This window comes from Erythrobacter sp., from assembly GCA_019739335.1.
In the GTDB taxonomy this organism is placed as follows: domain Bacteria; phylum Pseudomonadota; class Alphaproteobacteria; order Sphingomonadales; family Sphingomonadaceae; genus Alteraurantiacibacter.
This window is the reverse complement of the sequence record CP073261.1, coordinates 331,658-353,955: the sequence shown is the minus strand read 5'-3', so window position 1 is coordinate 353,955 and position 22,298 is coordinate 331,658. Positions and strand designations below refer to the sequence as shown.

The 22,298-nt window shown below is 64.4% G+C and carries 20 protein-coding genes and 1 tRNA gene; 11 read left to right on the top strand and 10 right to left on the bottom strand.

The features are described from left to right. Nucleotides 1–49 precede the first annotated feature (49 nt). The 3 genes from JY451_01790 to JY451_01780 form a co-directional block, all read right to left on the bottom strand. Complete coding sequence (locus JY451_01790; protein ID QZH76501.1) at nucleotides 50–1,597, bottom strand: Do family serine endopeptidase; 1,548 nt, start codon at nucleotides 1,595–1,597, stop codon at nucleotides 50–52. Nucleotides 1,598–1,727: 130 nt separating this feature from the next. Then, on the bottom strand, nucleotides 1,728–2,588 hold the full coding sequence (locus JY451_01785) for a protease modulator HflC (protein ID QZH75379.1): 861 nt from the start codon (nucleotides 2,586–2,588) through the stop codon (nucleotides 1,728–1,730). Between the two features lies 1 nt (nucleotide 2,589). Then, nucleotides 2,590–3,735 carry a protease modulator HflK gene (locus tag JY451_01780; GenBank protein QZH76500.1) on the bottom strand — a complete coding sequence of 382 codons (1,146 nt, stop codon included), beginning with the start codon at nucleotides 3,733–3,735 and terminating at the stop codon, nucleotides 2,590–2,592. A 136-nt stretch (nucleotides 3,736–3,871) separates the two neighbouring features. Between JY451_01780 and JY451_01775 the strand changes: the two genes are divergently transcribed. From JY451_01775 to JY451_01760, 4 genes are read left to right on the top strand one after another with little or no spacing between them, the layout of a single operon-like run. Continuing rightward, entirely contained in the window at nucleotides 3,872–4,837 is a 966-nt protein-coding gene (locus JY451_01775) for an Mrp/NBP35 family ATP-binding protein (protein QZH75378.1), read from the top strand. Beyond that, nucleotides 4,834–7,110, top strand: a complete 2,277-nt coding sequence (locus JY451_01770; GenBank protein QZH75377.1) for a xanthine dehydrogenase family protein molybdopterin-binding subunit — start codon at nucleotides 4,834–4,836, stop codon at nucleotides 7,108–7,110. Before JY451_01775 ends, JY451_01770 begins: the two co-directional genes overlap by 4 nt. After that, nucleotides 7,107–8,141: a ferrochelatase gene (locus JY451_01765; GenBank protein ID QZH75376.1), complete on the top strand. Its 1,035-nt coding sequence runs from the start codon at nucleotides 7,107–7,109 to the stop codon at nucleotides 8,139–8,141. The genes JY451_01770 and JY451_01765 overlap by 4 nt, the downstream gene beginning before the upstream one ends. Before the next feature lie 11 nt (nucleotides 8,142–8,152). Continuing rightward, a complete protein-coding gene (locus tag JY451_01760; GenBank protein QZH76499.1) occupies nucleotides 8,153–8,740 on the top strand; it encodes a hypothetical protein in 588 nt (195 codons plus the stop codon). On the opposite strand, the gene JY451_01755 is transcribed toward JY451_01760, so the two are convergent. Next, entirely contained in the window at nucleotides 8,737–8,892 is a 156-nt protein-coding gene (locus tag JY451_01755) for a DUF1674 domain-containing protein (protein ID QZH75375.1), read from the bottom strand. The genes JY451_01760 and JY451_01755 overlap by 4 nt on opposite strands. A gap of 57 nt (nucleotides 8,893–8,949) precedes the next feature. Here JY451_01755 and JY451_01750 point away from each other — a divergent pair, with 57 nt between their 5' ends. Next, entirely contained in the window at nucleotides 8,950–10,179 is a 1,230-nt protein-coding gene (locus tag JY451_01750) for a methyltransferase domain-containing protein (GenBank protein QZH75374.1), read from the top strand. 98 nt (nucleotides 10,180–10,277) lie between these two features. Here the strand turns inward: JY451_01750 and msrA are convergent, their stop codons facing one another. Further along, complete coding sequence (gene msrA / locus JY451_01745) at nucleotides 10,278–10,811, bottom strand: peptide-methionine (S)-S-oxide reductase MsrA (GenBank protein ID QZH75373.1); 534 nt, start codon at nucleotides 10,809–10,811, stop codon at nucleotides 10,278–10,280. A gap of 100 nt (nucleotides 10,812–10,911) precedes the next feature. Between msrA and JY451_01740 the strand changes: the two genes are divergently transcribed. The 3 genes from JY451_01740 to folK are packed head-to-tail and all read left to right on the top strand — an operon-like array spanning nucleotide 10,912 to nucleotide 13,158. Continuing rightward, nucleotides 10,912–11,751 (top strand): class I SAM-dependent methyltransferase, encoded by an 840-nt coding sequence (locus tag JY451_01740; protein QZH75372.1) that lies wholly within the window; start codon nucleotides 10,912–10,914, stop codon nucleotides 11,749–11,751. A gap of 13 nt (nucleotides 11,752–11,764) precedes the next feature. Then, nucleotides 11,765–12,628, top strand: a complete 864-nt coding sequence (aguB, locus tag JY451_01735; protein QZH75371.1) for an N-carbamoylputrescine amidase — start codon at nucleotides 11,765–11,767, stop codon at nucleotides 12,626–12,628. Between the two features lie 2 nt (nucleotides 12,629–12,630). Further along, nucleotides 12,631–13,158 carry a 2-amino-4-hydroxy-6-hydroxymethyldihydropteridine diphosphokinase gene (gene folK / locus JY451_01730; protein ID QZH76498.1) on the top strand — a complete coding sequence of 176 codons (528 nt, stop codon included), beginning with the start codon at nucleotides 12,631–12,633 and terminating at the stop codon, nucleotides 13,156–13,158. On the opposite strand, the gene JY451_01725 is transcribed toward folK, so the two are convergent. Beyond that, nucleotides 13,148–13,771 (bottom strand): hypothetical protein, encoded by a 624-nt coding sequence (locus tag JY451_01725; protein ID QZH75370.1) that lies wholly within the window; start codon nucleotides 13,769–13,771, stop codon nucleotides 13,148–13,150. The genes folK and JY451_01725 overlap by 11 nt on opposite strands. 180 nt (nucleotides 13,772–13,951) lie before the next feature. On the opposite strand from JY451_01725, the gene JY451_01720 reads away from it, so the two are divergent. From JY451_01720 to JY451_01710, 3 genes are all read left to right on the top strand, one after another. Beyond that, a tRNA-Lys gene (locus JY451_01720) sits at nucleotides 13,952–14,027 on the top strand. Nucleotides 14,028–14,178: 151 nt separating this feature from the next. Further along, nucleotides 14,179–14,787: a hypothetical protein gene (locus JY451_01715; protein ID QZH75369.1), complete on the top strand. Its 609-nt coding sequence runs from the start codon at nucleotides 14,179–14,181 to the stop codon at nucleotides 14,785–14,787. A 173-nt stretch (nucleotides 14,788–14,960) separates the two neighbouring features. Further along, complete coding sequence (locus JY451_01710; GenBank protein ID QZH75368.1) at nucleotides 14,961–15,191, top strand: hypothetical protein; 231 nt, start codon at nucleotides 14,961–14,963, stop codon at nucleotides 15,189–15,191. Between the two features lie 406 nt (nucleotides 15,192–15,597). Here JY451_01710 and JY451_01705 read toward each other — a convergent pair whose 3' ends face one another. The 4 genes from JY451_01705 to JY451_01690 form a co-directional block, all read right to left on the bottom strand. Then, nucleotides 15,598–16,251, bottom strand: a complete 654-nt coding sequence (locus tag JY451_01705; protein ID QZH75367.1) for a hypothetical protein — start codon at nucleotides 16,249–16,251, stop codon at nucleotides 15,598–15,600. Further along, nucleotides 16,251–16,784 carry a hypothetical protein gene (locus tag JY451_01700; GenBank protein QZH75366.1) on the bottom strand — a complete coding sequence of 178 codons (534 nt, stop codon included), beginning with the start codon at nucleotides 16,782–16,784 and terminating at the stop codon, nucleotides 16,251–16,253. Before JY451_01700 ends, JY451_01705 begins: the two co-directional genes overlap by 1 nt. Before the next feature lie 52 nt (nucleotides 16,785–16,836). Next, nucleotides 16,837–20,538, bottom strand: coding sequence for a hypothetical protein (locus JY451_01695; protein ID QZH75365.1), 3,702 nt, complete (start codon nucleotides 20,536–20,538; stop codon nucleotides 16,837–16,839). Between the two features lie 313 nt (nucleotides 20,539–20,851). Further along, nucleotides 20,852–22,165 carry a hypothetical protein gene (locus JY451_01690; GenBank protein ID QZH75364.1) on the bottom strand — a complete coding sequence of 438 codons (1,314 nt, stop codon included), beginning with the start codon at nucleotides 22,163–22,165 and terminating at the stop codon, nucleotides 20,852–20,854. Nucleotides 22,166–22,298: the final 133 nt, after the last annotated feature.

Genomic DNA, 22,298 nt, shown 5'->3' with positions numbered 1-22,298 from the left:
GACCGAATGACGGTGCCGGGCGTTTTCGTTGCCGGAAGAATGTTGGAACTTACTCGGCGTTCAACCGCACCGGGATCGATTGCGGCTGGCCACGACGCGCCTGGACCCGCAACAGTACCGCGCCACGGTTCTCGGCGCGGGCACTGGCGATTACCTGTTCCAGTGCTTCGAGCGTCGGCACCGGGCGGCTGTTGGCGGCGAGGATCATCACGCCGCGCGTCAGTCCGCGCCGGGCAGCATCCGATGAAGGATCGACCCCGGTGATTGCCAGCCCGGTAGTATCGGCGGACACGCCAAGTTGGCGGGCAATGGCGGGATCGATCGGCACCGCCTGAATGCCCAGCGCCCGTTCCACCAGACTGCTCGAATTGCCCGGAGTCATGCCGGGATCTTCTTCATCCTCGTTCTGGAACATCTGCTGCTGCGCCAGTTCCTCCGCACTCGGACGACGGCCCACGGTTATGTTCACCCGGCGGCGTTCGCCATCGCGCAGGTAGGTCAGCGGCACGGTGGTGCCGGGACGGATGTTGGCGACGATGAAGGACAGGGTGTTGTCGGGCGTGATTTCTTCGTTGTTGACCGAAAGCACCACGTCGCCCGCACGCAGGCCCGCATCTTCGGCAGGCTCGCCCGGCTGCACGCCCTGCACCAGTTCGCCGCGATTGGTGGCGATGCCGAGCGCTTCGGCAATATCCTCATTTACCGGCTGGATCTGTACGCCCAGGTAACCCCGCTGGATTTCCTCGCCTGCAATCAGCTGCTGCACGATTGGCGAAGCGACTTCGGCGGGGATGGCGAGTCCGATGCCAACGCTGCCGCCCGAAGGCGAGAGGATGGCATTGTTGATGCCGATGACGTTGCCCTGCATGTCGAACAGCGGGCCGCCCGAATTGCCGCGATTGATCGCCGCATCGGTCTGGATATAGCGATCGTAGGCACCCGAACCGACATTGCGCAGCACCGAGGAAACGATGCCGCTGGTGACCGTGCCGCCAAGGCCGAAGGGATTGCCGATGGCAATTACCCAGTCACCGACGCGCGCTTCGGCGGAATTTCCGAAGCGGACGAAGGGGAAGGGCTCGGGGCGGCTGATCTTGAGTACCGCGAGGTCGCTATCGGGATCGGTGCCGACCAGTTCGGCGGGATATTCGGTGCCGTCCGGCAGGGTAACGGTCACTTCTTCCAGCCGCGCGCGGGCATCGGGGGAAACGACATGGTTGTTGGTGACGACATAGCCGTCTGCCGAAACGATAAAGCCCGAACCGAGCGAAGTCGCCTCGCGCGTTTGCGGTTGCGCTTGTGGCGCGCCGGGGGCCTGCTGGCGACGCTGGAAGAACTGGCCGAACGGCGTGCCTTCGAACGGGTTGGCCTGCTGCTCGATCGTGATCGACTGGCGGGTGGAAATGTTCACCACCGCCGGCTGCAACTGCTCGGTCAGGTCGGCAAAGCTGGCGGGGGCACCGGCAACGGGCACGACATTGTCCATCTGGATCCGGTCGTTCTGCGCCACCTGCGCGCCCGCCGGATAGCCGGTGATCAATGTGATGGCGGCACCGCCTGCCAGCAGGGCCGAAGTGATGCCGTAGGAATAGCGCACTGGCTTCACGTCCTTGTGTTCCTCTTGTTCAATTCATTGGCCTCGCGCAGGAATGCGCAAGGCTTCGTGTCCCGCCAGCTATCCACCCCACCAAGGCTGAACGACTGTTTAACGACACGTGTAATCGTAATTACCTTCTACCCTGGAACTGGCGCAGGTAATCGTTGTCCGGGGTAAGGATTACGGAGCTTTCGCCGACGTTTTCCTCACCCGGTTGTGCCGGGCCGAAGGTGGCGCGATAGCTTTCCATCGCCCGGTAGAAATCGTAGAAATCCGGGTCCTGATTATAGGCCTCTGCATAGATTTCCGCCGCGTTTGCCGAAGCCTCCGCGCGCAGGATCTGCGCATCGCGGCGTCCGCCCGCACGGATCGTTTCCGCCTCTTCCTGCCGTTCGGACCGCATTCGGTTGAACGCGGCCTGCAAGGGTGTGCCTTCGGGAAGATCGGCGCGCTTGATCCGCACATCGATAATCTGCGCGCCATATTGCCGCGCCTGCTCATCGAGTTCGTCCCGGATGTTGGTCATGGCATTGCCGCGTTCGGGGGTAAGCAGGCTGGCGAATGTCCGTCGACCCAGTTCCTGCCGCAGCACCGAAGTGAGAATGCGGGCAAGGTCGGTCTGCAATCGTTCCTCGCTGCCCGCGCTTTGCACGAACCTGACCGGATCGTAGATGCGGTAACGGGCGTAGGCGTTGACCTCCAGCCGTTGCTGGTCGCGCGAAAGCACGGTCTCGTTTTCCATATCGAGATCGAGAATGCGCCGGTCGACCATCTGGATCCGTTCGACGATCGGGATACGCCACCACACGCCAGCAGTGGTGCCATAGGGCTGTCCGGGATCGAAACGGTTGATAACCGCGATCGGATTACCCGTGCGGATTTTCACCGCTTGGTGGGTTTCGGGAATGATGACGGTGAAGCTGAGCGCAGCGACGACCAGCGCGATGATCGCGATGATCGATGCCTTGTGGTTCTGCCAGATCGCTTCCATGTTACTGGCCTTCCTGCGGGGTGACGGTCAGCGAGGGCGAATTCTGCGCACGGCGACGCACTTCGGGCAGCGGCAGGTAAGGCGTCACATTGTCGCCTTCGACAATCGTCTTGTCGGTACCGCGCAGCACGCTTTCCATGGTCTCATAATAGAGCCTGCGCCGGGTAACTTCGGGCGCGAGTTGGTACTGCTCGAAAATCTCGTTGAATTCCGCCGCGCTACCCTGGGCGGTTGCCAGCAATTGCTGTTCGTATCGGCGCGCGTCGTTCATCAGCCGCTCGGCATCCTGCCGCGCCGCCAGCACGTCGTTGAAAGCCTCGATCACTTCTTCGGGCGCTTCGGTCCGGGCGATTTCCACGCCCTGCACCGCAATCCCCGCCCCGTAGGCATCGAGGATTGTCTGCATCCGCTCGCGCACCCGCGCTTCGACCTGCGCCCGGCCTTCGCCGGACAGCACCGCATCGAGATCGGTTTCGGCAATAGACTCACGCATCGCCGATTCGGCCACTTCGCGCACGGTTTCTTCGGGGTCCGCCAGCTCGAACTGGTACTGGACGATGTCGTTGATATTCCAGCGGATGATATAGCTCAGGTCAACAAGGTTCTGATCGCCCGTCAGGATGAGGTTGCCGCCTTCGTTGTCGATCGGCTCCAGCCGGATTTCGCTCACATCCATCACCGTCACCGTCTGGATCGGCCAGGGCGCGGTAATTTCGGTACCGGGATTGAGCGTGCGGGAATACTGCCCGCCGAGCCACATGGCCACACCCTGTTCGCGCGGCTGGATGAAATGGAACGAAGTGGCGAAAATCCACACGCCCACGATTGCCGCGATGGCGATGGGAAACCAGCTCTTGCCACCGGGGCGTTGGGGGATCCTGAAATTGGGACCGCGAGGACCACCGCCTCCGCCGCGGCGCGGGCCTTCGGGGCCGCGGCTGCGGAAAATATCCTCGATATTGGCCGAACGTCGCGGGCGTTCTCCTGAACCGCCGCCGGGCAGCCAGGGGTTTCGCGGACCGTCGCCGCCGGGAGAAGGGGGAGTGCCGTCGCCGGGTGTTTCCCCGCCGTCATCGCCTCCGTCTCCCCCACTGCCTGATCCGCCGTCGCCGGAGGGCTTGCCCCAGGGATTGCGCTTGCCGGCCATAGCCAGCCCGATACTCTCGATAAATCCGCCCAAACGTTCCATGCCATCCTGTATAGGTTGCCCGCAGGCAAAAAACAGGGGCTTGCATCTGCAAAATTGCTGACCGCGCCTATCCGAACCGCTAGCAGGGCCAGCGATGAGCAATGACGAAACAATCCGCCGCGCCATTCCTGCCGAGCTTTCGGGCCTCGTTCGTTCGGTTTCGCTGAGAGGCGGGGTGGCGACGCTGGTGGCCGATGCCGGCACGCTGGGCCGCTCGGCCTCCGCACAATTGCAGCGCGAGCTGGAAGCGGCAGTGGCTGCCGTCGAAGGCGTTACCGAAGTGCGCGTGGCGCTGATGGGGGAGCGGCCGAAGCGTCGGATCATCGCGGTAGGATCGGGGAAGGGAGGAGTGGGCAAGTCCACGCTCACCGCCAATCTCGCAGTGGCGCTGGCGCGGATAGGAATGAAAGTCGGCGTGGTCGATGCCGACATCTATGGCCCTTCGCAGGGGATGTTGCTCGACGCCGGAGGCAGCAAGCTGCGCTCGGACGGCAAATTGCTGATCCCGCACGAAAGCGAATTCGGCGTGCGTTTCGTCTCGATGGGACAGCTCATTGAACCCGGCAAGGCGATCGCCTGGCGTGGGCCGATGGTGGGGCAGGCACTTTCCCAATTGATGGATGCGGATTGGGGCGATGCGGAGCTGCTGCTGGTCGATCTGCCGCCGGGTACCGGCGACGTGCAGCTGACCATGCTGCAGAAATTCAAGCCCGCTGGCGCAGTGATCGTTTCCACGCCGCAGGATCTGGCGCTGATCGACGCGACCCGGGCGATGGACCTGTTTGCCCAGGCCGGTGTGCCGGTGGTGGGTATGGTGGAGAACATGGCGGGCTACACTTGCCCGCATTGCGGTGAGGCGAGCGATCCGTTCGGCAACGGCGGAGTGGAAGCTGCGGCGCGGGCCATCGGCGTACCCTTCCTCGGGCGCATCCCGCTTGCGCTGGAAATCCGCGTGGCCAGCGATACCGGCCAGCCGCCAGCCGCAAATGACGGCGGGCTCGGCCAGCCGTTCGCTGACATTGCCGCCCGGCTGAAGGACTGGCTGGAGACCGCCGGGTGAAAATCTCGCGGCGCGGCGTATTGGCAGGGGCGGCGCTTGGCGGCGGCCTGCTGGTCGCGTGGAACCTGATGCCGCGCAACTTTGACAACCCGCTCGAACCCGGCCCCGGCGAAATCGCCTTCGACGCCTGGCTCAAGATCGCCAGCGACGGGGTGGTGACGGTGGCGGTGCCGCAGCTCGAGATGGGGCAGGGGATCACTACCCTGCTGCCGCAGATCGTCGCGATGGAACTGGGCGCGGACTGGCGGCAGGTGGCGGTGGAGCCTGCACCAGTGAGCGGGGCCTATGCCAATCTCCCGCTCGCCGCGCACTGGTCCGCCCTGCGCCAACCGTTGGCACCTTCGCTGAATGACGAGACGGACGACCTGCTGCTGGCGCGCTGGGCGCAGGACAACCGGTTTACCGTCACCGCGCTGGGCACTTCGCTTGCGGCTTATGAAGGGGCCTGCCGCCACGCCGGGGCGAGCGCGCGGGCGATGCTGGCGATGGCGGCGGCGGAGCGTTGGGGCGTCGATTGGGAGCAGTGCCGGGCGGAGAACGGATTCATCTACCATGATGCCAACCGCGCCAGCTTTGCCGAACTGGTTCTGGATGCAGCGCGCTTCTCTGCGCCCGATCCGCCCCCCCTTCGCCCCGATGCGCCGGCGGATCGTGTGCCGCCTGTCGAAGCGGCGGAAGACGGCGAACGGGTGCTCGACTGGCCCCGGCTCGACTTGCCTTCCAAGGTGGATGGCGGACACGTCTTCGCCGCCGACGTGCGGCTGCCCGACATGGTCTTCGCCGCGATCCGCCACGGCGCGCTGGACAGGGCCGAACTGGGATCCTTCGACGAAAGCCTCGCCAGCGGGCAGCAGGGCCTGATCAAGCTGGTGCGCGGCAAACGCTGGCTGGCGGCGATTGCCGACAACTGGTGGGCGGCGGAGCAGGCCCTCCAGAAAATCGCCCCGCTCTTTACCACCGCCGCGCCGGTGGGCAGTGCCGACATGGTCGCCGCGCTTGACGACGCGGTGCGGCGCGGGGCAGCGCATTCCATTGAAACCCGCGGCACTGGCGATGCCGAATACGTGCCTACGTTTGCGCTCCGCTACGATGTCGCCCCGGCGCTGCACGCCCCGCTGGAGACGACCAGTGCCACCGCGCGGCTGGCTGATGGGGTGCTCGAACTGTGGCTGCCGACGCAAACGCCCGAAGCCGCGCGCGAAGCGGCGGCGGATGCGCTGGGAATGTCAGCGGCGGACGTGGTGCTCTATCCGGTCGCGGCGGGCGGCAGTTTCGATCGGCGGTTGGACAATCAGGCGGCCATAGAAGTGGCGCTGCTGGCGCGCGAGGCGGGCAGGCCGGTGCAGCTCACCTGGTCGCGCTGGCAGGAACACGCCGCCAGCTATCCCCGCGCGCCCGTGGCGGCGCTGGTGGGTGCGGAGCTTATGCAGGAAGGCTCGATCGCCGCGATGCGCGCGCGGATCGCCTGCCCGCCGACGATGCCCGAATTCGGCCGTCGGCTGTTTGCCAACCAGGTGAGCTGGGCGGCTATCGAGCAGGTCGAGGGGCAGGCCGATCCCATGGCGGTGGAAGGCTTTGCCCTCGGTTACAATATCCCGGACATGGTGGTGCAGCACGTCCCCGTCAGACTGCCCCTGCCCACCGCGCGGATGCGCGGCGGGGCGCACGGCTACACCTGCTTTTTCCGCGAGAGCTTCATCGACGAGGTGGCGCTGCGCCACAATCGTGAGCCGCTCTCCTACCGCGTGGCCATGCTGGGGCAGGACCCGCAGATGGTCGACCTGCTGCAGCGTGCGGCGCGGGCAGCGGCATGGGACGGCGGCATTCGCGGCAGCGGGCAGGGCCTTGCCTGCCACCGGATGGACTTTGGCACGGCCAGCGGGCGGATTGCCCTGATAGCGCAGGCGGCGGCGGGCGAGGGCGGGGTGCGGGTGCGGCGGCTGTTCGCGGCGGTCGATATCGGGCGGGTGGTCAACCGCGACATTGCCTTGCAACAGATCGAAGGCGGGCTGGTGTTCGGGCTCGGCCTGGCGCTCGGCAGCGCGACCGAATATGCCGACGGACTGCCCACCCATCAGCGGCTCTCTGCGCTCGGCCTGCCCACGCTGGCGGACTGCCCGGAGATCGTGGTGGAGCTGGTCGAAAGCGCCGCCGAACCCTTCGATCCGGGTGAAATCGGGGTGCCGCCGGTGGCTCCGGCGGTGGCCAATGCATTTTTCAGTGCAACAGGGCTTCGCCTTCGCCGCCTGCCGCTGCTATCGGGCGGCGCATGACCTGGAATGAACAGCGGCTTCCGGCCGACCATCCCCCTGTAAAGAGCGGGCGAATCGGCGTGCTGCTGGTCAATCTCGGCACCCCCGATGCGGCGGAAACGGGCGCGGTGCGGCGGTATCTGGCCGAATTCCTGTCCGACAAACGCGTGATCGAAATCCCGCAATTGATCTGGCAGCCGATCCTGCGCGGTATCATTCTCAACACCCGCCCGAAGAAAAGCGCCGCCGCCTATCGCGAGGTCTGGACCGACAAGGGCTCCCCGCTCGCCGCGATCACGGCGGAGCAGGCGGAGAAGTTGCAACCCCGCTTCGGCGATAGCGTGCTGGTCGATTGGGCGATGCGCTACGGCAAGCCCTCGATCCCGGACCGGATGGATACGATGATGGCCGCAGGTTGCGACCGCATCCTGATCGCGCCGATGTATCCGCAATATTGTGCGGCGACGATGGCGACGGTGGTGGACAAGCTGGGGGACTGGCTGCGCGAACAGCGTTGGCAGCCGGCCACCCGCACGATGCCGCCCTACCACGACGATCCGCTTTATATCGCCGCACTGGCGCGGGATATCGGCGGGCAACTGGATGCGCTCGACTTCGTGCCCGAAGTGCTCTTGCTGAGCTTCCACGGGATGCCGCTGCGCACATTAGGTCTGGGCGATCCCTACCACTGCCACTGCCGCAAGACCGCGCGGCTGCTCGAAGAAGCGATGGGCCAGACCGGAAAGTACCCCGACCTGCGCTTCGTCATCACTTTCCAGAGCCGGTTCGGCCCCGCCAAATGGCTCGAACCGGCCACCGATACGACGCTGGAGGAGGAAGGTGCCAATGGCACCAAGCGCCTCGCGATTGCGGCGCCGGGCTTCTCCGCCGATTGCCTCGAAACGCTCGAGGAACTGGCGATGCAGGGGCGCGAAAGCTTTATCCACGCGGGCGGAGAGCAGTTCGCGGTGATCGAATGCCTCAACGCGCGTGAGCCGGGGATGGACATGCTCGAAGCCATCGTCCGGCGCGAACTGGGCGGGTGGATCTGATTCCCGACCTGCTGACCACTTACCTCACCCTGTTCGCGGTGGTATTCGCGATCAACCTGCTGCCTGCATTCGGCCCGCCCACCTGGTCGATCATCGTGCTGTTCGGGATCAATACGGACCTGCCGCTGGTGGGGGTGGTAATGACCGGAGCACTGGCGGCGGCGCTGGGGCGGTTCGCGCTGGCGCACGGCTTCCGGCTGCTGGCGAATTACGTATCTGTGAAAACGAAGCGCAATCTCGCCGCCGTGCGCGCGGCCTTCCTGCGTCGCAAGCGCCACGGGATCGCGGGGCTGGCACTGTTCGCGCTGTCGCCGCTGCCTTCGGCGCAAGTGTTCGCGGCAGTCGGGCTGGCGGGTGTGCCGCTGACCGGGTTCACGCTGGCCTTCTTCAGCGGGCGGCTGGTGTCCTATTCGATCTACGCCGCCTCGGCGCAGGCAATCGCCCATTCGTCGGTGGGCGATGCCTTCCGCGACAGCCTGACCAGCTTCTGGGGAATCGCCTTCCAGATCGTGATGATCGGTGCCTTGGTGGCGCTGGCGCGGGTGGACTGGGAACGCATTTTCGGTCCCGCGCCGGGTGCGAATGATCCGCCGCGCTAGAAATCTATCGCAATGCCCTTGTGCACCCAGTCGCCGTAGCGGGTGGGGCTGAGGTCCTCGTCCACCTCGCCCGGCGCGGGGGCGGGTGGGGGATCGGTGGTCCAGTGGGCGGGCTTGGTGAAGCCGTCAGGTCGTTTCGTGGCGCGTCTCATGACCTGCATCACATGGACGCTCTGGCGCTGCGACGCAACTGGCCCTAGGGCCGCCCCATGTCAGAAATTCCCGGAAGTGGTGCGCGCAAGGCGGCGCTGAAGATGCTCGACGCGGTGCTGCGCCGGGGCGAGACGCTGGAACAGGCGGGCGGCGCGGCGAATGGCTTGCCCGGTTTTGCCGATCGTGCACTCGCCCGTGCCGTGGCCAGCGAAGTCTTGCGCTGGCTCCCCGATCTCGACGCGCTGATCGACAGCGCCACTGCCAAGCCGTTGCCGCCAGATGCCAAGCCGCGCATGGTGCTGCGGATGATGCTGGCGCAATGGCTGCGGCTGGAAACCCCGCCGCACGCGGTGGTGGCGACCGCGCTGCCGCTGCTCGATGGCGGACCAAAGCGACTGGCGCACGGCGTGTTCGCAACGCTGATCCGCGCCGAAGCCACGCTTCCCCCGGTGCCGAGCCTGCCCGAAGCCGTCGCCGCGCGCTGGGGCGAGCGGGCGGAAGCGATCGCTGCCGGGCTTGCAGAACCACCGCCGCTCGACCTTTCGCTCCGCAGCGATAGTGAGGTTGAGGGGCTCGAAGGCGAGAGCCTAGCCCCGCGCCACCGCCGCCTGCCGCGTGGCACCTCGGTGGAGAAGCTGGCCGGGTTCGACGAGGGCGCCTGGTGGGTGCAGGATCTCGCCGCCTCGCTACCGGCGCGCTTGCTGGGGGCGGGCGAGGGGCCAAAGGGAAAAGGGCGGGTGCTCGATCTCTGCGCTGCGCCGGGCGGCAAGACGCTGCAACTGGCGAGTATGGGCTGGCAGGTCACCGCGCTCGACAATTCCTCCCGCCGTCTGGAACGCTTACGGCAGAACCTCGCCCGCACCGGGCTGGCGGCCGAGATTATCGAAGCCGATGCAATGGGGTGGCACCCGGAAGCGCAGTTTGACGCGGTGCTGCTCGATGCTCCGTGCACCGCCACCGGCACCTGCCGCCGCAACCCGGACGTGCTCCACCGCATCGGCGACCGGCAGATCGCCGCGATGGCCGAATTGCAGCGACAATTACTGGATCGTGCCGTCAACTGGCTCAGCCCCGGTGGGCGGCTGGTCTACGCCACCTGCTCGCTCGAACGCGCGGAGGGCGAGGACGTAGCCGCGCTGTGTGAGCTATCTCCCGATCCGATCCGCGCCGACGAACTCCCCGCCGGATTGCTGCCGACGGCCGAAGGCTGGCTCCGCACCGATCCGGGGATGCTTAATGAGGCGGGCGGGCTGGACGGGTTCTTCGTCGCGCGTTGGGTGGCTTGAACCTTTCGAGTCCCCGCGAAGGCGGGGACCTCATGCCAGATCGGACAGGTCCCCGCCTGCGCGGGGACTCAGGATTTAGGCGATAGGAGGAAACCCAATCAGCCGCTCTTCACTTTCCCTGCAAAGCTTTTCCGCAGCTTCATCAGCTTGGGCGGAATGACCGCCAGGCAGTAGGGATTGCGCTGGCCTTCGCCTTCCCAGTACTCCTGATGGTAGTCCTCCGCCGGATACCACTCTCCGCATTCGATCGTGGTGACGGCCGCAGTGCCGGGATGGCTCTGGTTCCAGCGCGTAATCGCCGCCTCCGCCTCGGCGCGCTGGTCGTCGGACAGCGGGAAGATCGCGCTGCGGTATTGTGTGCCCACGTCGTTGCCCTGCCGGTTCAGCTGGCTGGGATCGTGTGTACCCATGAACATGTCGAACACTTCGGGCAGGCTCACCTGCGCCGGATCGAACGTCACCTTCACACCCTCTGCATGGCCGGTGGTGCCGCTGCACACCTGCTTGTAGGTCGGGGAAGCCACGCTGCCGCCGATATAGCCGCTTTCGACGCTCTCGACCCCGACCACATCCTTGAACACCGCCTCGGTGCACCAGAAGCAGCCGCCGGCCACGATTACAGTCTCGCTCATCGTCTAATCTCCTTTGCGGCGAAGATGGGGGCCTAAAGCCCGCTTGTCATCCAACCGCCATGCATTAGTTACACAGCAGACGAAATTCAGGGAGATACCGATGCGCCTTACCCCCCTTCTTGCCGTGGCCGCCCTTTCGCTGGCGAGTCCGGCTCTGGCCCACAATCACGGATCGCACGCTGCCGGGCAGGATGGTGCCGCCGAGCGCGCCAACAATCTCAACGATATCCTGCTGCATCCGCGCCGTGCGGAAGAGCGGGCGCGCGACCGGTATCGCAATCCGATCGAGACGCTGGAGTTCTTCCGCGTCGAGCCCACCATGCGCGTGGCCGAATACAGCCCCGGCGGCGGCTGGTACACCCGCGTGCTGGTGCCCTACCTCGCGCCCGAAGGCTCCTACGTTGCCTTCCAGCGCGGTCGCCTGGCGGCGGAGGACGGCACGACCTGGCCGCAGCGTTGGCTCGCGGCTCTCGCGGAAGGCGACATGGCCGGATACGGTTCGCCACTGGCGATCGAAAGCACTGCGATCCCCGAAGACGTGGCGGGCACGGTCGACCGGGTACTGGTGTTCCGCTCTCTCCACGGCCTGCTCAACAACAATGTCGCGGACGAGGAACTGCGCGCCATCCGCACGCTGCTTGCGGACGATGGCATGGTCGGTGTGGTGCAGCACCGTGCGCCGGAGGACGAGGCTTACGCCCGCGCCAATGGCTCGCGCGGTTACCTGCGCCAGTCTGACGTGATCCGGCTGTTCGAACTGAACGGCTTCGAACTGGTCGACAGCTCCGAAGTGAACGCCAATCCTGCCGATACGGCGGATTGGGAAGGCGGCGTCTGGACATTGCCGCCGACGCTGTCGCAGGGGGAGGCCGACCGTGATCGCTACCTTGCGATCGGCGAGAGCGACCGGATGACGCTGCTGTTCCGCAAACGCCAGTAAGGCACCACGAAGAATGACCACGCTTGCCGTCGCCGCGCTCCAGCTTGCCCTCGGGTCCGAGGACGAGGCGGAGAACATCGCCGCCGTTTCCGCTCTGGTGGAAGAGGCGGCGGGCAAAGGTGCGCAGGTGATCCTGCCGCCCGAGCTGTTCTCCGGCCCCTACTTCTGCCGCGAGGAGAAGGACGAGTTCTTCGCGCTGGCGCGGCCGACGGCGGAGCATCCCTCGGTGATCGCGATGCAGGCGCTGGCAAAGGGGTTGGGCGTGGCGATCCCAACCAGTTTCTTCGAGCGCGACGGGCATCACTACTACAACACGATGGCAATGATCGGTCTCGATGGCGAGATCATGGGCACCTACCGCAAGAGCCATATTCCCGACGGGCCGGGTTACGAGGAGAAGTTCTACTTCCGCCCCGGCAACGACGGGTTCAAGGTTTGGGATTTCTTCGGCGCGCGGATCGGGGTCGGCATCTGCTGGGACCAGTGGTACCCGGAAACCGCGCGCTGCATGGCGCTGAAGGGCGCACAGGTGCTGTTCTATCCCACCGCAATCGGTTCCGAACCCAAGGACGCGGAAATGGATACCAGCCGGATGTGGCGCCGCGCGATGATCGGCCACGCGGTGAGCAATTGCATGCCGGTGGTCGCCGCCAACCGGATTGGCCACGAGGGATCGCAGGAAGCAGGCAACCGCTTCTACGGCCACAGCTTCATCGCCGACGAATGGGGGGACCTGATCGCCGAATACGGAGCAGAGGAGAGCGGCGTGCTGGTGGCGAGCCTCGACCTTGAAGCCGGGCGCAAGCACCGGGCGAGCTGGGGCTTCTTCCGCGACCGCCGTCCGCAGCTTTACGGGCGCATCGCGGAAGACATTTGAGCGTGACGGCTAGCGAGCGCGGACGCGGCGTAGCAGCGGCGGACAGCACCTACCTCATCGCGCTCGGCAGCAACCAGCGTCACCCCCTGTTCGGCCATCCGCGCGCGGTGGTGGAAACGGCAATCGAACTGCTCGATGGTACGCTGGGCACTGTTGTGGCGCGTTCCCCGGTGATCGACAGCGCCCCGGTCGGCCCCTCGCAGCGGCGTTATGCCAATGCCGCGCTGGTTTTGGCCAGTCGGCTCGAACCGCTGAGCCTGCTCGACGGCCTGCACGAGGCCGAGGCAGCTATGGGCCGGGAGCGGCGCGGGCAAAGGTGGCGTTCGCGGGTACTCGATCTGGATATCGTGCTGTGGAGCGGCGGTATTTTCGCCGCGCCCGATCTGGCGATCCCGCATCCGCTGTTCCGCCAGCGCGACTTCGTGCTCCGTCCCGCCGTCGCCATTGCCGCAGATTGGCGCGATCCGGTGAGCAATCTGTCGCTGCGCCAGTTGCGTGCCCGCCTGCGCAAGACGCAGGTCAGTCGCTAATCGTACTGGTCCCGCTCACCACGATGGCCTGGCCCACTTCCACCGTCTGCGCCGCCAGCCCGAACTGGATCGCGACAATCGCATCGCTGGCAAAGCTTTGATCGGCCACTGCAGTCACTTCAAAAAAGCCCCATTCCGGCCCGACCGCCAGAACCGTATCGCCAAAGCCCGGATAGGGCGCGCGGTTCTGCTGGAAACGCACGCCAATCCGGCCCCTGCCATCGGCGGCATCGCTGGCAATGGTGCGCGCGAGGAATCCGATCGTTACCCGCTCTCCACTCGGTATCGGAACCAGCAGCGGAATGTTGAGCCCGCCATCGTAGACCTGCCCCGCCTGCCGCATGGTAATCCGCAGCGCCGCGCCGCCACCGGGGTAGGTTTCATCCGTTATCAGCTCGCTGGCCAGGTTCGCGCCATAGGTCTCCCAGGCGATGCTGGTGGGATCGTTGAGCAGACCACCTGTCAGCACCTCGTCGATCCCCACAAGTTCGTCCGGCAGGCCCGGCGTATTGCGCGGCGCTTCGGCGGCGGCAGGCTGGGCTTCCTGCGCCACGGTCGGAACGCTCAGCGCCAGCATGACCGGCGCCAATGCCATGAAACGATTGCCCCGCATCTTCGATTCTCCCCTGCTTTGCGCCTTATGGTAGCGCTATCGAAGCCAACATATCTGCTACCCTGTTTCATCGTCAAGCCAGCATGGCCCGGAAGCACCATCAGCGGTTCCGGCGATCCGGCTTGACCGGCAAACCCGGCAACCCTAGGTGGACGCGCGGACGATAGGTCCGCCCCGTGGGGGCCCGTAGCTCAGTAGGTAGAGCAGCTGACTTTTAATCAGCGGGTCACAGGTTCGAATCCTGTCGGGCTCACCACGTTTTCAGATACTTATGCGGCTGCGAAGATCGCGAATGTTCTCGAGTTTACAGGCAGCAATCAGATAGCAATCAGGCCGACACCATTGGCGAATTTCCCGCGATTTCGATTGGCGATGATCTCCCCCCGTTGCAGTATGGACGAATCAAGATGGGGGGCAGATTATGGCAATGGTCAAATGCGGGGAGTGCGGCGGACAACGCCCGGATCGGCGGCTTCCGCGTCCCGTATCTGGCGGGCCTCGTGGATTTCTTTGTGCGAAAGGCCAATGTCGGCGACGGAAACCGCTTCTGTATTGGAAGTGGTTTTGGCGTTGTTCGCAGCCTTGACCTCCCCCCGCTCCTGCGCCGCGTCATATTCATCGGCAAGCCGACGCTTGGCGGCGCTTTCGATTTCCAGCGCATCTGCCTGTGCCCGGTAAACCGTGGTGATGATTTCATCATGCGCACAGCGACTTTCACCACTGGCGTAACCATGGGCTCATGGTCAGGCGTCTCGGGCACAATCTCTTGGGATGAGACTGCCCCGTACCGCTTCAAGGTGACGGGCCACGGCAAGCAGAATGTGCAGGGCGGGCAGGTCGTGGCGATGAACCTGTTCGATGAGGCCAATGCGAAGGCGACCAATGTAGTGCGCGAGATGGTCAGGCTGGCGGGTGGCCCGGCGGATGCTGTGCCGCAAGGCTCCTGCCTCGTCCTGCTGCTTGGTATCGGCGCATCCACCGTCGCGCTGGTCCACGCTGCATCCGGCATGATCTGACCCCTCACAACGGCGGCAAATGCTCTCTCCCTGCCAGCGAGCGGGATAGGGATTAACAACAGTTCCTGACAGTCTTGGACCTATCGGGATGGGCGAATCCTGAGTGTCGGAGCAAAAGTGACCCCACCGTCACTTTCGGCAGGGACGTTGGCAACGCGGACGGCGGTTTTGACTTGTCTTTGGGACATACCGGCATCGGCGGCGGCTTCGGAGCGGGTCGGGAACAAACGGTCGCCACCGCCCTTTTGTTTTGCGTTTTCCTGCCTCCCGTCGAACTGCTTGAGCAGTTCACCGCAGCGCCGGATCGCCCGAGCCTGAATGCGGTCGGCGTGGCAGAAAACGCGGGTCCTACCGGGGGAATTCTGGCGGCCAAAGCGCATCGAGACCGCTTTTTTCCACCCTGACGCCTATGCGGGGATTACCGATAGATAGAAGTTCCAGTCTTCATGGGCGACAATTTCACAGCGACAGGAGAGCAACGTGCATCAATCCATCAGCCCTGAAGAGTTGATCGGGAAGCTTCGGGCCATGGCGGCACGATGGCGAAATCTGGTGCTTGATGAACCGAGGCCCATCGCAAATGCTGGCCCCGAGGAGGCGAATTGGGATGTGTCCGCTCGTCCCACGAGCAACCCTTCCATGCCTTCTCTGACGAGCGTTATGGACGAAATCGAGGCTTTGCGAGCCGAGTTCCCCAAGGTCGCTTGGCCAGCCTGACTCTTCTCCAAGAAAAGGGGGCCGACTGCGATCCCTGCAGTCGGCCCCCGCCGGGCACCCGAAAGGACAAACAGTTGCCCGGCAACCTGGGCCTCAGGGCATGGACACGGTCTCCACGAACCTGAGCTTGAGTGCTTCACTCTTGCCATCTAGGCGACGGAGCACCGCGGCGACATCGGCCGGCACTTCCAAATCGCGGTGGTACTGGGCAATCTTGTGAGGCCATTCGCTCGTCTTGATGATCTCGCCAACCGCGCTCCGCTCGATCGCGCCGGCACCGGTTGAGATATTCACCGCTGCCATTGCCGCGTAAATCGATGCAAGCTTCTGCACCGCCTCACCTGCCTGAAGTGAGAGATCATCGATCAAAGGCTTCGCTGCGATACCAGCCTTGTGCTTTGCATCTCGCTCGATGGCTTGCCGTTCGCGATCAGCATCATCCAGCCGCCGCCGCAGTTCCACAATGCCTTGGCGAATACTTGCCCGCTCCGCCTCCATCGCTTCCACGGTCGTTTCGGCGAAGGTGGCGGTCGAACCGGCGAGAAGCGCGTCCGCGATCTCGGCACCCTTCGGCTTGCCCCCGTCGCGTATTGCGTTGCTGAGCGCTTCGAACCTCTCCTCGGCGCGGGCGGAAGCGGCTTCGAGTGTCGCCACGGTTGAGCGCACCTCTTCCAGCCGTTCGCATTCGCTCGAGGTGTCGAGCCGGTCGAACTCGATGCCTACCTGTCTGATAGTCGCGGCGTCCATTATGCCTGCCCCCCATTGAGCGAGCCGATTGCCCGATCCCATGCCGCTGCACTGGCGGCCTTGCTGGCAGCCGTGCTCGCGGCAGGGCTCGGCGGTTGGATGCCTTGGCTGCGAGCGATGGCCTGGCGCATCTCCTGTTGCGCATTCACGCTGCCATCGCTCGCACCGCCCGCCTGAAGCAGTTTCACGAGCCCGCTGGCCGGAACTCCGGCAAGTTCATCATCGGCGAGCATCTGCAACGCGAGTTCGGCCTTGCCCTTGCAGGCCTTGTCAGTCGCCACAGCCGACGCCACCGCCTGAATCCGGGTGCGAGGGCCTTGTTGCCGAAGCTTGGGCATCGAGACGCCGCATTCCTGAGCGAAGGCCTCGCGCTGTTCATCGTTCATTGCCGCGCCGATCTCATCGGCAGACAATTCCGACAGCGTGACAATGCTCCCATTGTGCCTAACCAGTTTCGGCGTTCCGGCGCGCGACTGGCGATCAAATTCCGCGGCCGCTTCTGTCGCGGGCCGGGCGCTTCTATCAGTTTTCATTGGTCTTCTCCGTTTGGTTTCGTTGAGATTGATGGAGTGGAAGAGGCGCGCATCACCAGCTTGCCTCCCTGAGTCCGAAGTCGAGGCTCCGGCTTCCGCCGCGGCCCTGGGCGAGCAGCGCGCCGAGGTTGGCATTCACTGCATCGAGGCGCGCGTTCGTCCCGTTGGCAATTTGATCCACGATACGATCCACGCCCGCGATGATTCCGGCGTTGTCGTTCGGCTGGATGCCGCCAGCCCCAAATGGGCTGTCACGATTGGAAGCGGCGAAGGCGGCGCCCTCCGCGCCATCAAGCGCAGATTGGCTCAGCCCGGTGACTTGATCCAGCCGCTCGAAATAATCCTGTGTCGAGCCGAACAATTCGCGTTCGATGTCGAGCAGCACCCGAGCCGCTTCCACGAAGTCATCGAAGGCCGTCGCATCCCCAGCCGCCACGCGCTCGGCCAGCGGATCGAAGTCGGCAACGGCCATTGACCGGCGGTTGCGCAGCGATAGCGCATCATTGCCCACGGTGATTTCATCGAGGAAGCCGCGAAGCTGGCCCAGCGACCGCTCCATTGCTTCCTTCACGATTTCATCGCGTTCCAGCCAGTACAGTTCTTCGAGGTCGGCCCATTCCTCAGTGCTCGCCCCGGCGCGTTCGAACAGGTCTTTCAGGCCCTCGAATTCGGTATCGAGTTCATCTAGCGCCGCGCCGACCGGATCCTTGTGGCGAGCCAGCCGGGTGAACACGTCTTCGAAGTCCAGAGCATCCTGCAAGGCGGCTTCGAGATCATCTCCGGCCAGCAACAGGCGCTGTGTAGATGCGCGGATGCCAGAGATCACGCCATCTCGAACGAGGTCCATCACCGCCGCGCGAACGGCGGCTTCGGCATCCTCGCCGAAATCCATCACCTCGGGATTGCCGCTCAGCTTCGTGTAGCCCCGGCCTGCACGGTCCACCCGGTAGTTCCCGTCGCGGATGCCGATGGAAACCCGGCCAGCGGATCGATTGACCTGCGCGCCCAGTTGGTCGGCGATGCTGTCGATGCCTTCGAACACGCTCCCGGCCAGCGTTCCGGCCGTATCCTTCCGGCTGCTGGAATTGCCGTAGTACCCGGTGATGCCGCCGCCATCCAAGATCGCAGAGCCGCGCTTTGAGCCGCCGAACAGCAGGTGCCCGGCCAGCCCGCCAAGGATGGGGAACTTTTCGATGAGGCTCCCACCGATGGAACCGACAAGGCTTCCCACCGGGCCGCCGAAGATCGAACCCACCGCGCCGCCCAGCGATGCGCCAAGGCCGGAAGTGTTGATGCCCAGAGCATTGCCCAGGCCGGAGATGAGGGTGCCGGTCTGCGCGCCCTGTAACGCCCCGCCAAGATAGGAATTCAGAGTGGTGGCAAGGTCTCGCCCGATCGCGCTTTCGCCGAATTGGGCCAGCAAACCCTGCGCACCGCCCAGGATGCCGCCGATCGGGCCCGCGGTGGAGAAGCCGTAGAAGGCCCCGCCAATGGCCCGCTCGAACTTGTCGAAGAACTGGGTGCCAAAAATGGCGTTGAGCTCATCAACGATCGGCCCGGCGATGGCCTGCGAGAGCATTGCCGCATATGGCTCCGGCGTCATGGCCGCGATTCCGGTTTCCAGCCGCCGACTGGTGCCATTGACCACAATCGTATTTTCAGCCGCGCCGAACTGCGCGTCGAAGTTGGCCTGAAATGCCGCATAGGCATCGGCGGCAGCGGGATTGTTCATCCGGTACGCCGCCGCGCTGGCTGCATCGGCCAGTTCGCGGAAGGAGAGGGTTGCCCGGTCCGCGCCGAGTTCCAGTTCGGTAACAGCGCGATCGAACTGAGCCTTCACGCTATCGTCCAACTCTTCAAGCGCATCGCCGAAGATCCGGTCTGTCAGGCTGCGCGCTTGCAGGTCGCGGAATATCTGCTGAAAGTTGCCGATGTCGCCGCGCCCGGCGAAGATGGCTTCGATCTCGCTGCGAACGCTCTTGGTGGCGCTGAGATAGCCGTCCTGCTCCTCGCGCAGCCGCTGGATGATTTCGAGCTCATCCTGTCGGTTTTCGACAATCTCCGCCACCGCATCGGCTTGTCGCGCAGACAGAGGGCCAAGCTGGCTTTCGATCCGCCATATCTCTTGCAGGATGGTGGCCTCGCGCTCGCGCCCGCCCAGCAGCAGGGACTCAATCTCGACCTGTCGCTGTCCGCTTTGTTCCAGTTCGGCGAAGGGGCGGACAAGGGCCTCATCGATTACGCCCCGTGCGGCTTCCGCGCTGGCGATGAGCGCTTCGAAATCCGGGGGGCGGCGCTCGGCCAGTTCCGCAATGATGGTCTCGAGTTCGCGAGTCGATCGCGCGGCCTGATCGATCAGTTTGGGCTGCCGGTCAAACTGCTCGTTCAATCGCGCAATTCGCTCGGCTGCTTGCTCTCCGAATGTGGCGAGACGTTCCGCTTCGCGCTCAGCGCGGCCCGCGCCGCTGCTACCGCCCCCGCGGCTGCTCGGCGGGCGAAGGAACTGGGTAAGGGCCGATCGATCACCATCCAGCGCCGCAAGGGCATCGGCGAAGACTGCTTCGTTCTCTGTGCCCAGCGCCAAGCTGGTGATGGCTTCAGCAGTGTCGAGCATCACCTGTTCGGTAATCCTCCCGGCTTCCTGCAGCCGTTCAAGTTCGCGCACCGCGGCGTCCGCTGTTCGATCCCCCGCAAGGAATTCCTCTGCGATGGTCTTCTCCGCGCCACCACGTTCGCGAAGTCGCCCGCGCAGTGCCGCGCCAAGGTCGAGCCCGGGCGCTTCGATGTCCTGCAACGCCGTGCGGGCCTCTGCCTGGCTTCGGCGCGCTTCAACCTGTCCAGCCAAGGCCTGCGCTCTGGCAAGGCTCAGGAGGGCTTCGCTCTGGGTGTTGATCTTCCCGGTGGTGAGATCGATCACGCTGCCAAGGATGTTCTGGGCATCGGAGAAACGATAGGTGGCGAACTCGGCTTCGCTGGTGGCCTCTTCGGCTTGCAGCAGCCCATAGACGAACGGGCCCAGGATGGCCGTCGCCGCGAATATCGCCGCGCCCCATGGGCCGGCCATGAAGGTCGCAAACCTTCCGATTGATGCCTGAGTCTTGTTCGCACTGTCAGCAAGCCCAGAGAGCGCAAATGCGGCCTGCGGAACCTGCTGCGCAAAGATCGTGAACGCATTCGTGCCCATCTGGGCCTGCACCGTCACGTCCTGCATCTGCTGCCCAAGTTGCACAAACGCTGTTCGCGATGCGCCCGATGAACGGGTTAGCGCACCCTGCGCGGCACTTCCCCGCGCGCTGGATCGAACGACCTGATCGGTTGCGGCGGCCGTCTGATTGAGTTCCGCCTGAAGCTGTTCGACTGCGGCGGCATGGGCGCGGGTCGCTCGTGCGGCTTCCTCCTCTTCGATCGCCAGCGCCTGCATCGCAGCGGCCGACAAGCGGGCCTGCTGGCTGGTGTCGCCTTCGGTTTGGCGAAGGTTCTCCATAGCCGCTGCAAGTTGCCGTGCCGTTGCAGCCCGCGATTCCTGCGCCTGGGCAGCCGCTCGCATCCCGGCAACGTCGAGGTCGAAACTGCCGCCAGCATTCCGCTGGACCGATAGTGCTTGGTCCACCAGCCGCTGGGCTTCGGCACTGAAGTTCTGGAATCTCTTTTCGGCAGGAGCGAGCGCACTGTTCACTTCCGCAAGGAAGCTGCTCTGGGCGTTACCGCCGGGCTGATGCTCAAGCCTGAGATAGGCGGGAAAGATGGTCGACACGGTCAGGTCTCCAATATGGCGAGCAGGCACTCAGCGCGGCTCATGACCGGCTCGCCTGTGGATTTCAGGGATGGATTGCCCAACGGCGGGCGATGCCCACTCCGCTTGGCAGGGAAAGTCAGCGCGTGGGCTGGCGCGTCCGCTCGACAGGGAACCGGAGCACAGTGGGCGCGTGAAGGGGCCGGACGTCGGCATGGTCGCGACCGATGGAAAGGATCCGTTCGGCGTCCCGAAATGCCATTCGTGGGGTCATCATTGAGCGGGCTCCCGGTGTGTTGACCATGTATAACACCATGCAGGTCGATCAGCAATCTCATGAGCGCATCCCCCCGGATGCGCACGTGCGAAGCACGGCATCGTGCATAGCTGACTCACTGGAAACATTGAGGTCACATTGAGGTATCGTTGAAGTCGCATTGAACTCGCATTGAAGTCTGCTTTTCGCCCGTTCCAGCGCATCCAATTTATCGCTGTTATGGCCGATAAGCACCTTCCGGAAGTAATCCTCCCACTCGCTGCAGTTCGCCATTCGATCAGCCATCCAGCGCTTTGCATTCTCCGTGCGGGCGCGAGCGCGCAGACGCGGGATGCCGATCAATGAAGCCTGTCGGTAGAGCCGGTCTGTGGTGAGCAGGTATCGACCGGGTTGGTGCCAATAACCGGGTGCCTCGCCACGTTCGGCGATCTCCACAGCCGCGGCTGTGGCGAATTGTCCGGTGAGGCTTTCTGGCTCCTGCAAAACAATCTTGCCGTGCCGCAGGATTGCTACGGGGTAGATGATTGTTGCGTTGTGCGCCTGGTCCTCGGCGAGCGCGATCAGCCATTCGATGGCGCCGGCATCTTCAAGTAATTGAACTCGCTCGAAGTATTTCTCCCCTCTACCTTCGCCTTTGCCACGGTGAGGGATCGTTTCAGTCGTCCAATTTACCCAGTCCCGCCCGCCTTCGAACTTCCATACGATCTTGTCTGCAGTGGCGAATACCTGCTCCTTGTCGAAGGTTTTCCGGAGAAGGCGACTGTCTACCCCGCCAAGGTGAGCGAGATCCTGAGCAGCATACAGGTGCGCCAACAGGTGGAAGGCCATGGCATCGCGCCCCTTCCGAATTCTCTCGATGATGCAGGGTGTTTCTGTCGCGATGCCTTTCCCATCGCCAAGAAGCGAGAGAGGTAGAAACGCTGCCACGATTTGTCGCTCATCGATCGCGCACCAGCCATCCTCTATCGAGGCCAGCCAACCCATGCCGCAAAGCCGAGAGGCTGCGCGAATTTCCGTGTCGCTTTTCGGGTGCATGCCCTCTTGGACTAGGTTCAGGACGCGGCCTTCGGCGACGGACGGCTTTTGGCGCGTTTCATAAATAGGCAGTTCCAGGCGCGCGCGCCGCGAAGATTTGGTTATCCACCTGACAAAGCCCCGATCGACCAAGCGGGCGACACATTCATCTGCTTTGCGCCAGTTGAAGCCAAGACGCGTTGCGATTGCCTCGCGGCTCCATGATGTGACTTTTCCGGCCCCTTGTGTCCCGGCGGCGAGCACCAGATAGGCGGCGGTCGCGTCCGGGTCCTCCATTTTGCAAACCGCATCGAATGTTGGCAGGTCGACAATGAAGAAGTGCCCCTGTTTCTTCATCAGGTGAACTCGACAGGGCTCAGGACGGCGCCAGCGCACATAAGCGCGCGCTCCGCATCATCCCTGCTTCGAAATGGTGCCAGCCGAGCAGCGAAGCGGCTGGATCGCACTCCCGGCTCGACATGGGCAACGC

What these genes read in the sequence shown, in the direction of transcription:
- JY451_01785 (QZH75379.1), bottom strand. Translation starts at nt 2,588, where the DNA reads ATGGAAGCGATCTGGCAGAACCACAAGGCATCGATCATCGCGATCATC.
- JY451_01780 (QZH76500.1), bottom strand. Translation starts at nt 3,735, where the DNA reads ATGGCCGGCAAGCGCAATCCCTGGGGCAAGCCCTCCGGCGACGGCGGA.
- JY451_01775 (QZH75378.1), top strand. Translation starts at nt 3,872, where the DNA reads ATGAGCAATGACGAAACAATCCGCCGCGCCATTCCTGCCGAGCTTTCG.
- JY451_01765 (QZH75376.1), top strand. Translation starts at nt 7,107, where the DNA reads ATGACCTGGAATGAACAGCGGCTTCCGGCCGACCATCCCCCTGTAAAG.
- JY451_01755 (QZH75375.1), bottom strand. Translation starts at nt 8,892, where the DNA reads ATGAGACGCGCCACGAAACGACCTGACGGCTTCACCAAGCCCGCCCAC.
- JY451_01750 (QZH75374.1), top strand. Translation starts at nt 8,950, where the DNA reads ATGTCAGAAATTCCCGGAAGTGGTGCGCGCAAGGCGGCGCTGAAGATG.
- msrA (QZH75373.1), bottom strand. Translation starts at nt 10,811, where the DNA reads ATGAGCGAGACTGTAATCGTGGCCGGCGGCTGCTTCTGGTGCACCGAG.
- JY451_01740 (QZH75372.1), top strand. Translation starts at nt 10,912, where the DNA reads ATGCGCCTTACCCCCCTTCTTGCCGTGGCCGCCCTTTCGCTGGCGAGT.
- aguB (QZH75371.1), top strand. Translation starts at nt 11,765, where the DNA reads ATGACCACGCTTGCCGTCGCCGCGCTCCAGCTTGCCCTCGGGTCCGAG.
- JY451_01725 (QZH75370.1), bottom strand. Translation starts at nt 13,771, where the DNA reads ATGCGGGGCAATCGTTTCATGGCATTGGCGCCGGTCATGCTGGCGCTG.
- JY451_01715 (QZH75369.1), top strand. Translation starts at nt 14,179, where the DNA reads ATGGGGGGCAGATTATGGCAATGGTCAAATGCGGGGAGTGCGGCGGAC.
- JY451_01705 (QZH75367.1), bottom strand. Translation starts at nt 16,251, where the DNA reads ATGGACGCCGCGACTATCAGACAGGTAGGCATCGAGTTCGACCGGCTC.
- JY451_01700 (QZH75366.1), bottom strand. Translation starts at nt 16,784, where the DNA reads ATGAAAACTGATAGAAGCGCCCGGCCCGCGACAGAAGCGGCCGCGGAA.
- JY451_01690 (QZH75364.1), bottom strand. Translation starts at nt 22,165, where the DNA reads ATGAAGAAACAGGGGCACTTCTTCATTGTCGACCTGCCAACATTCGAT.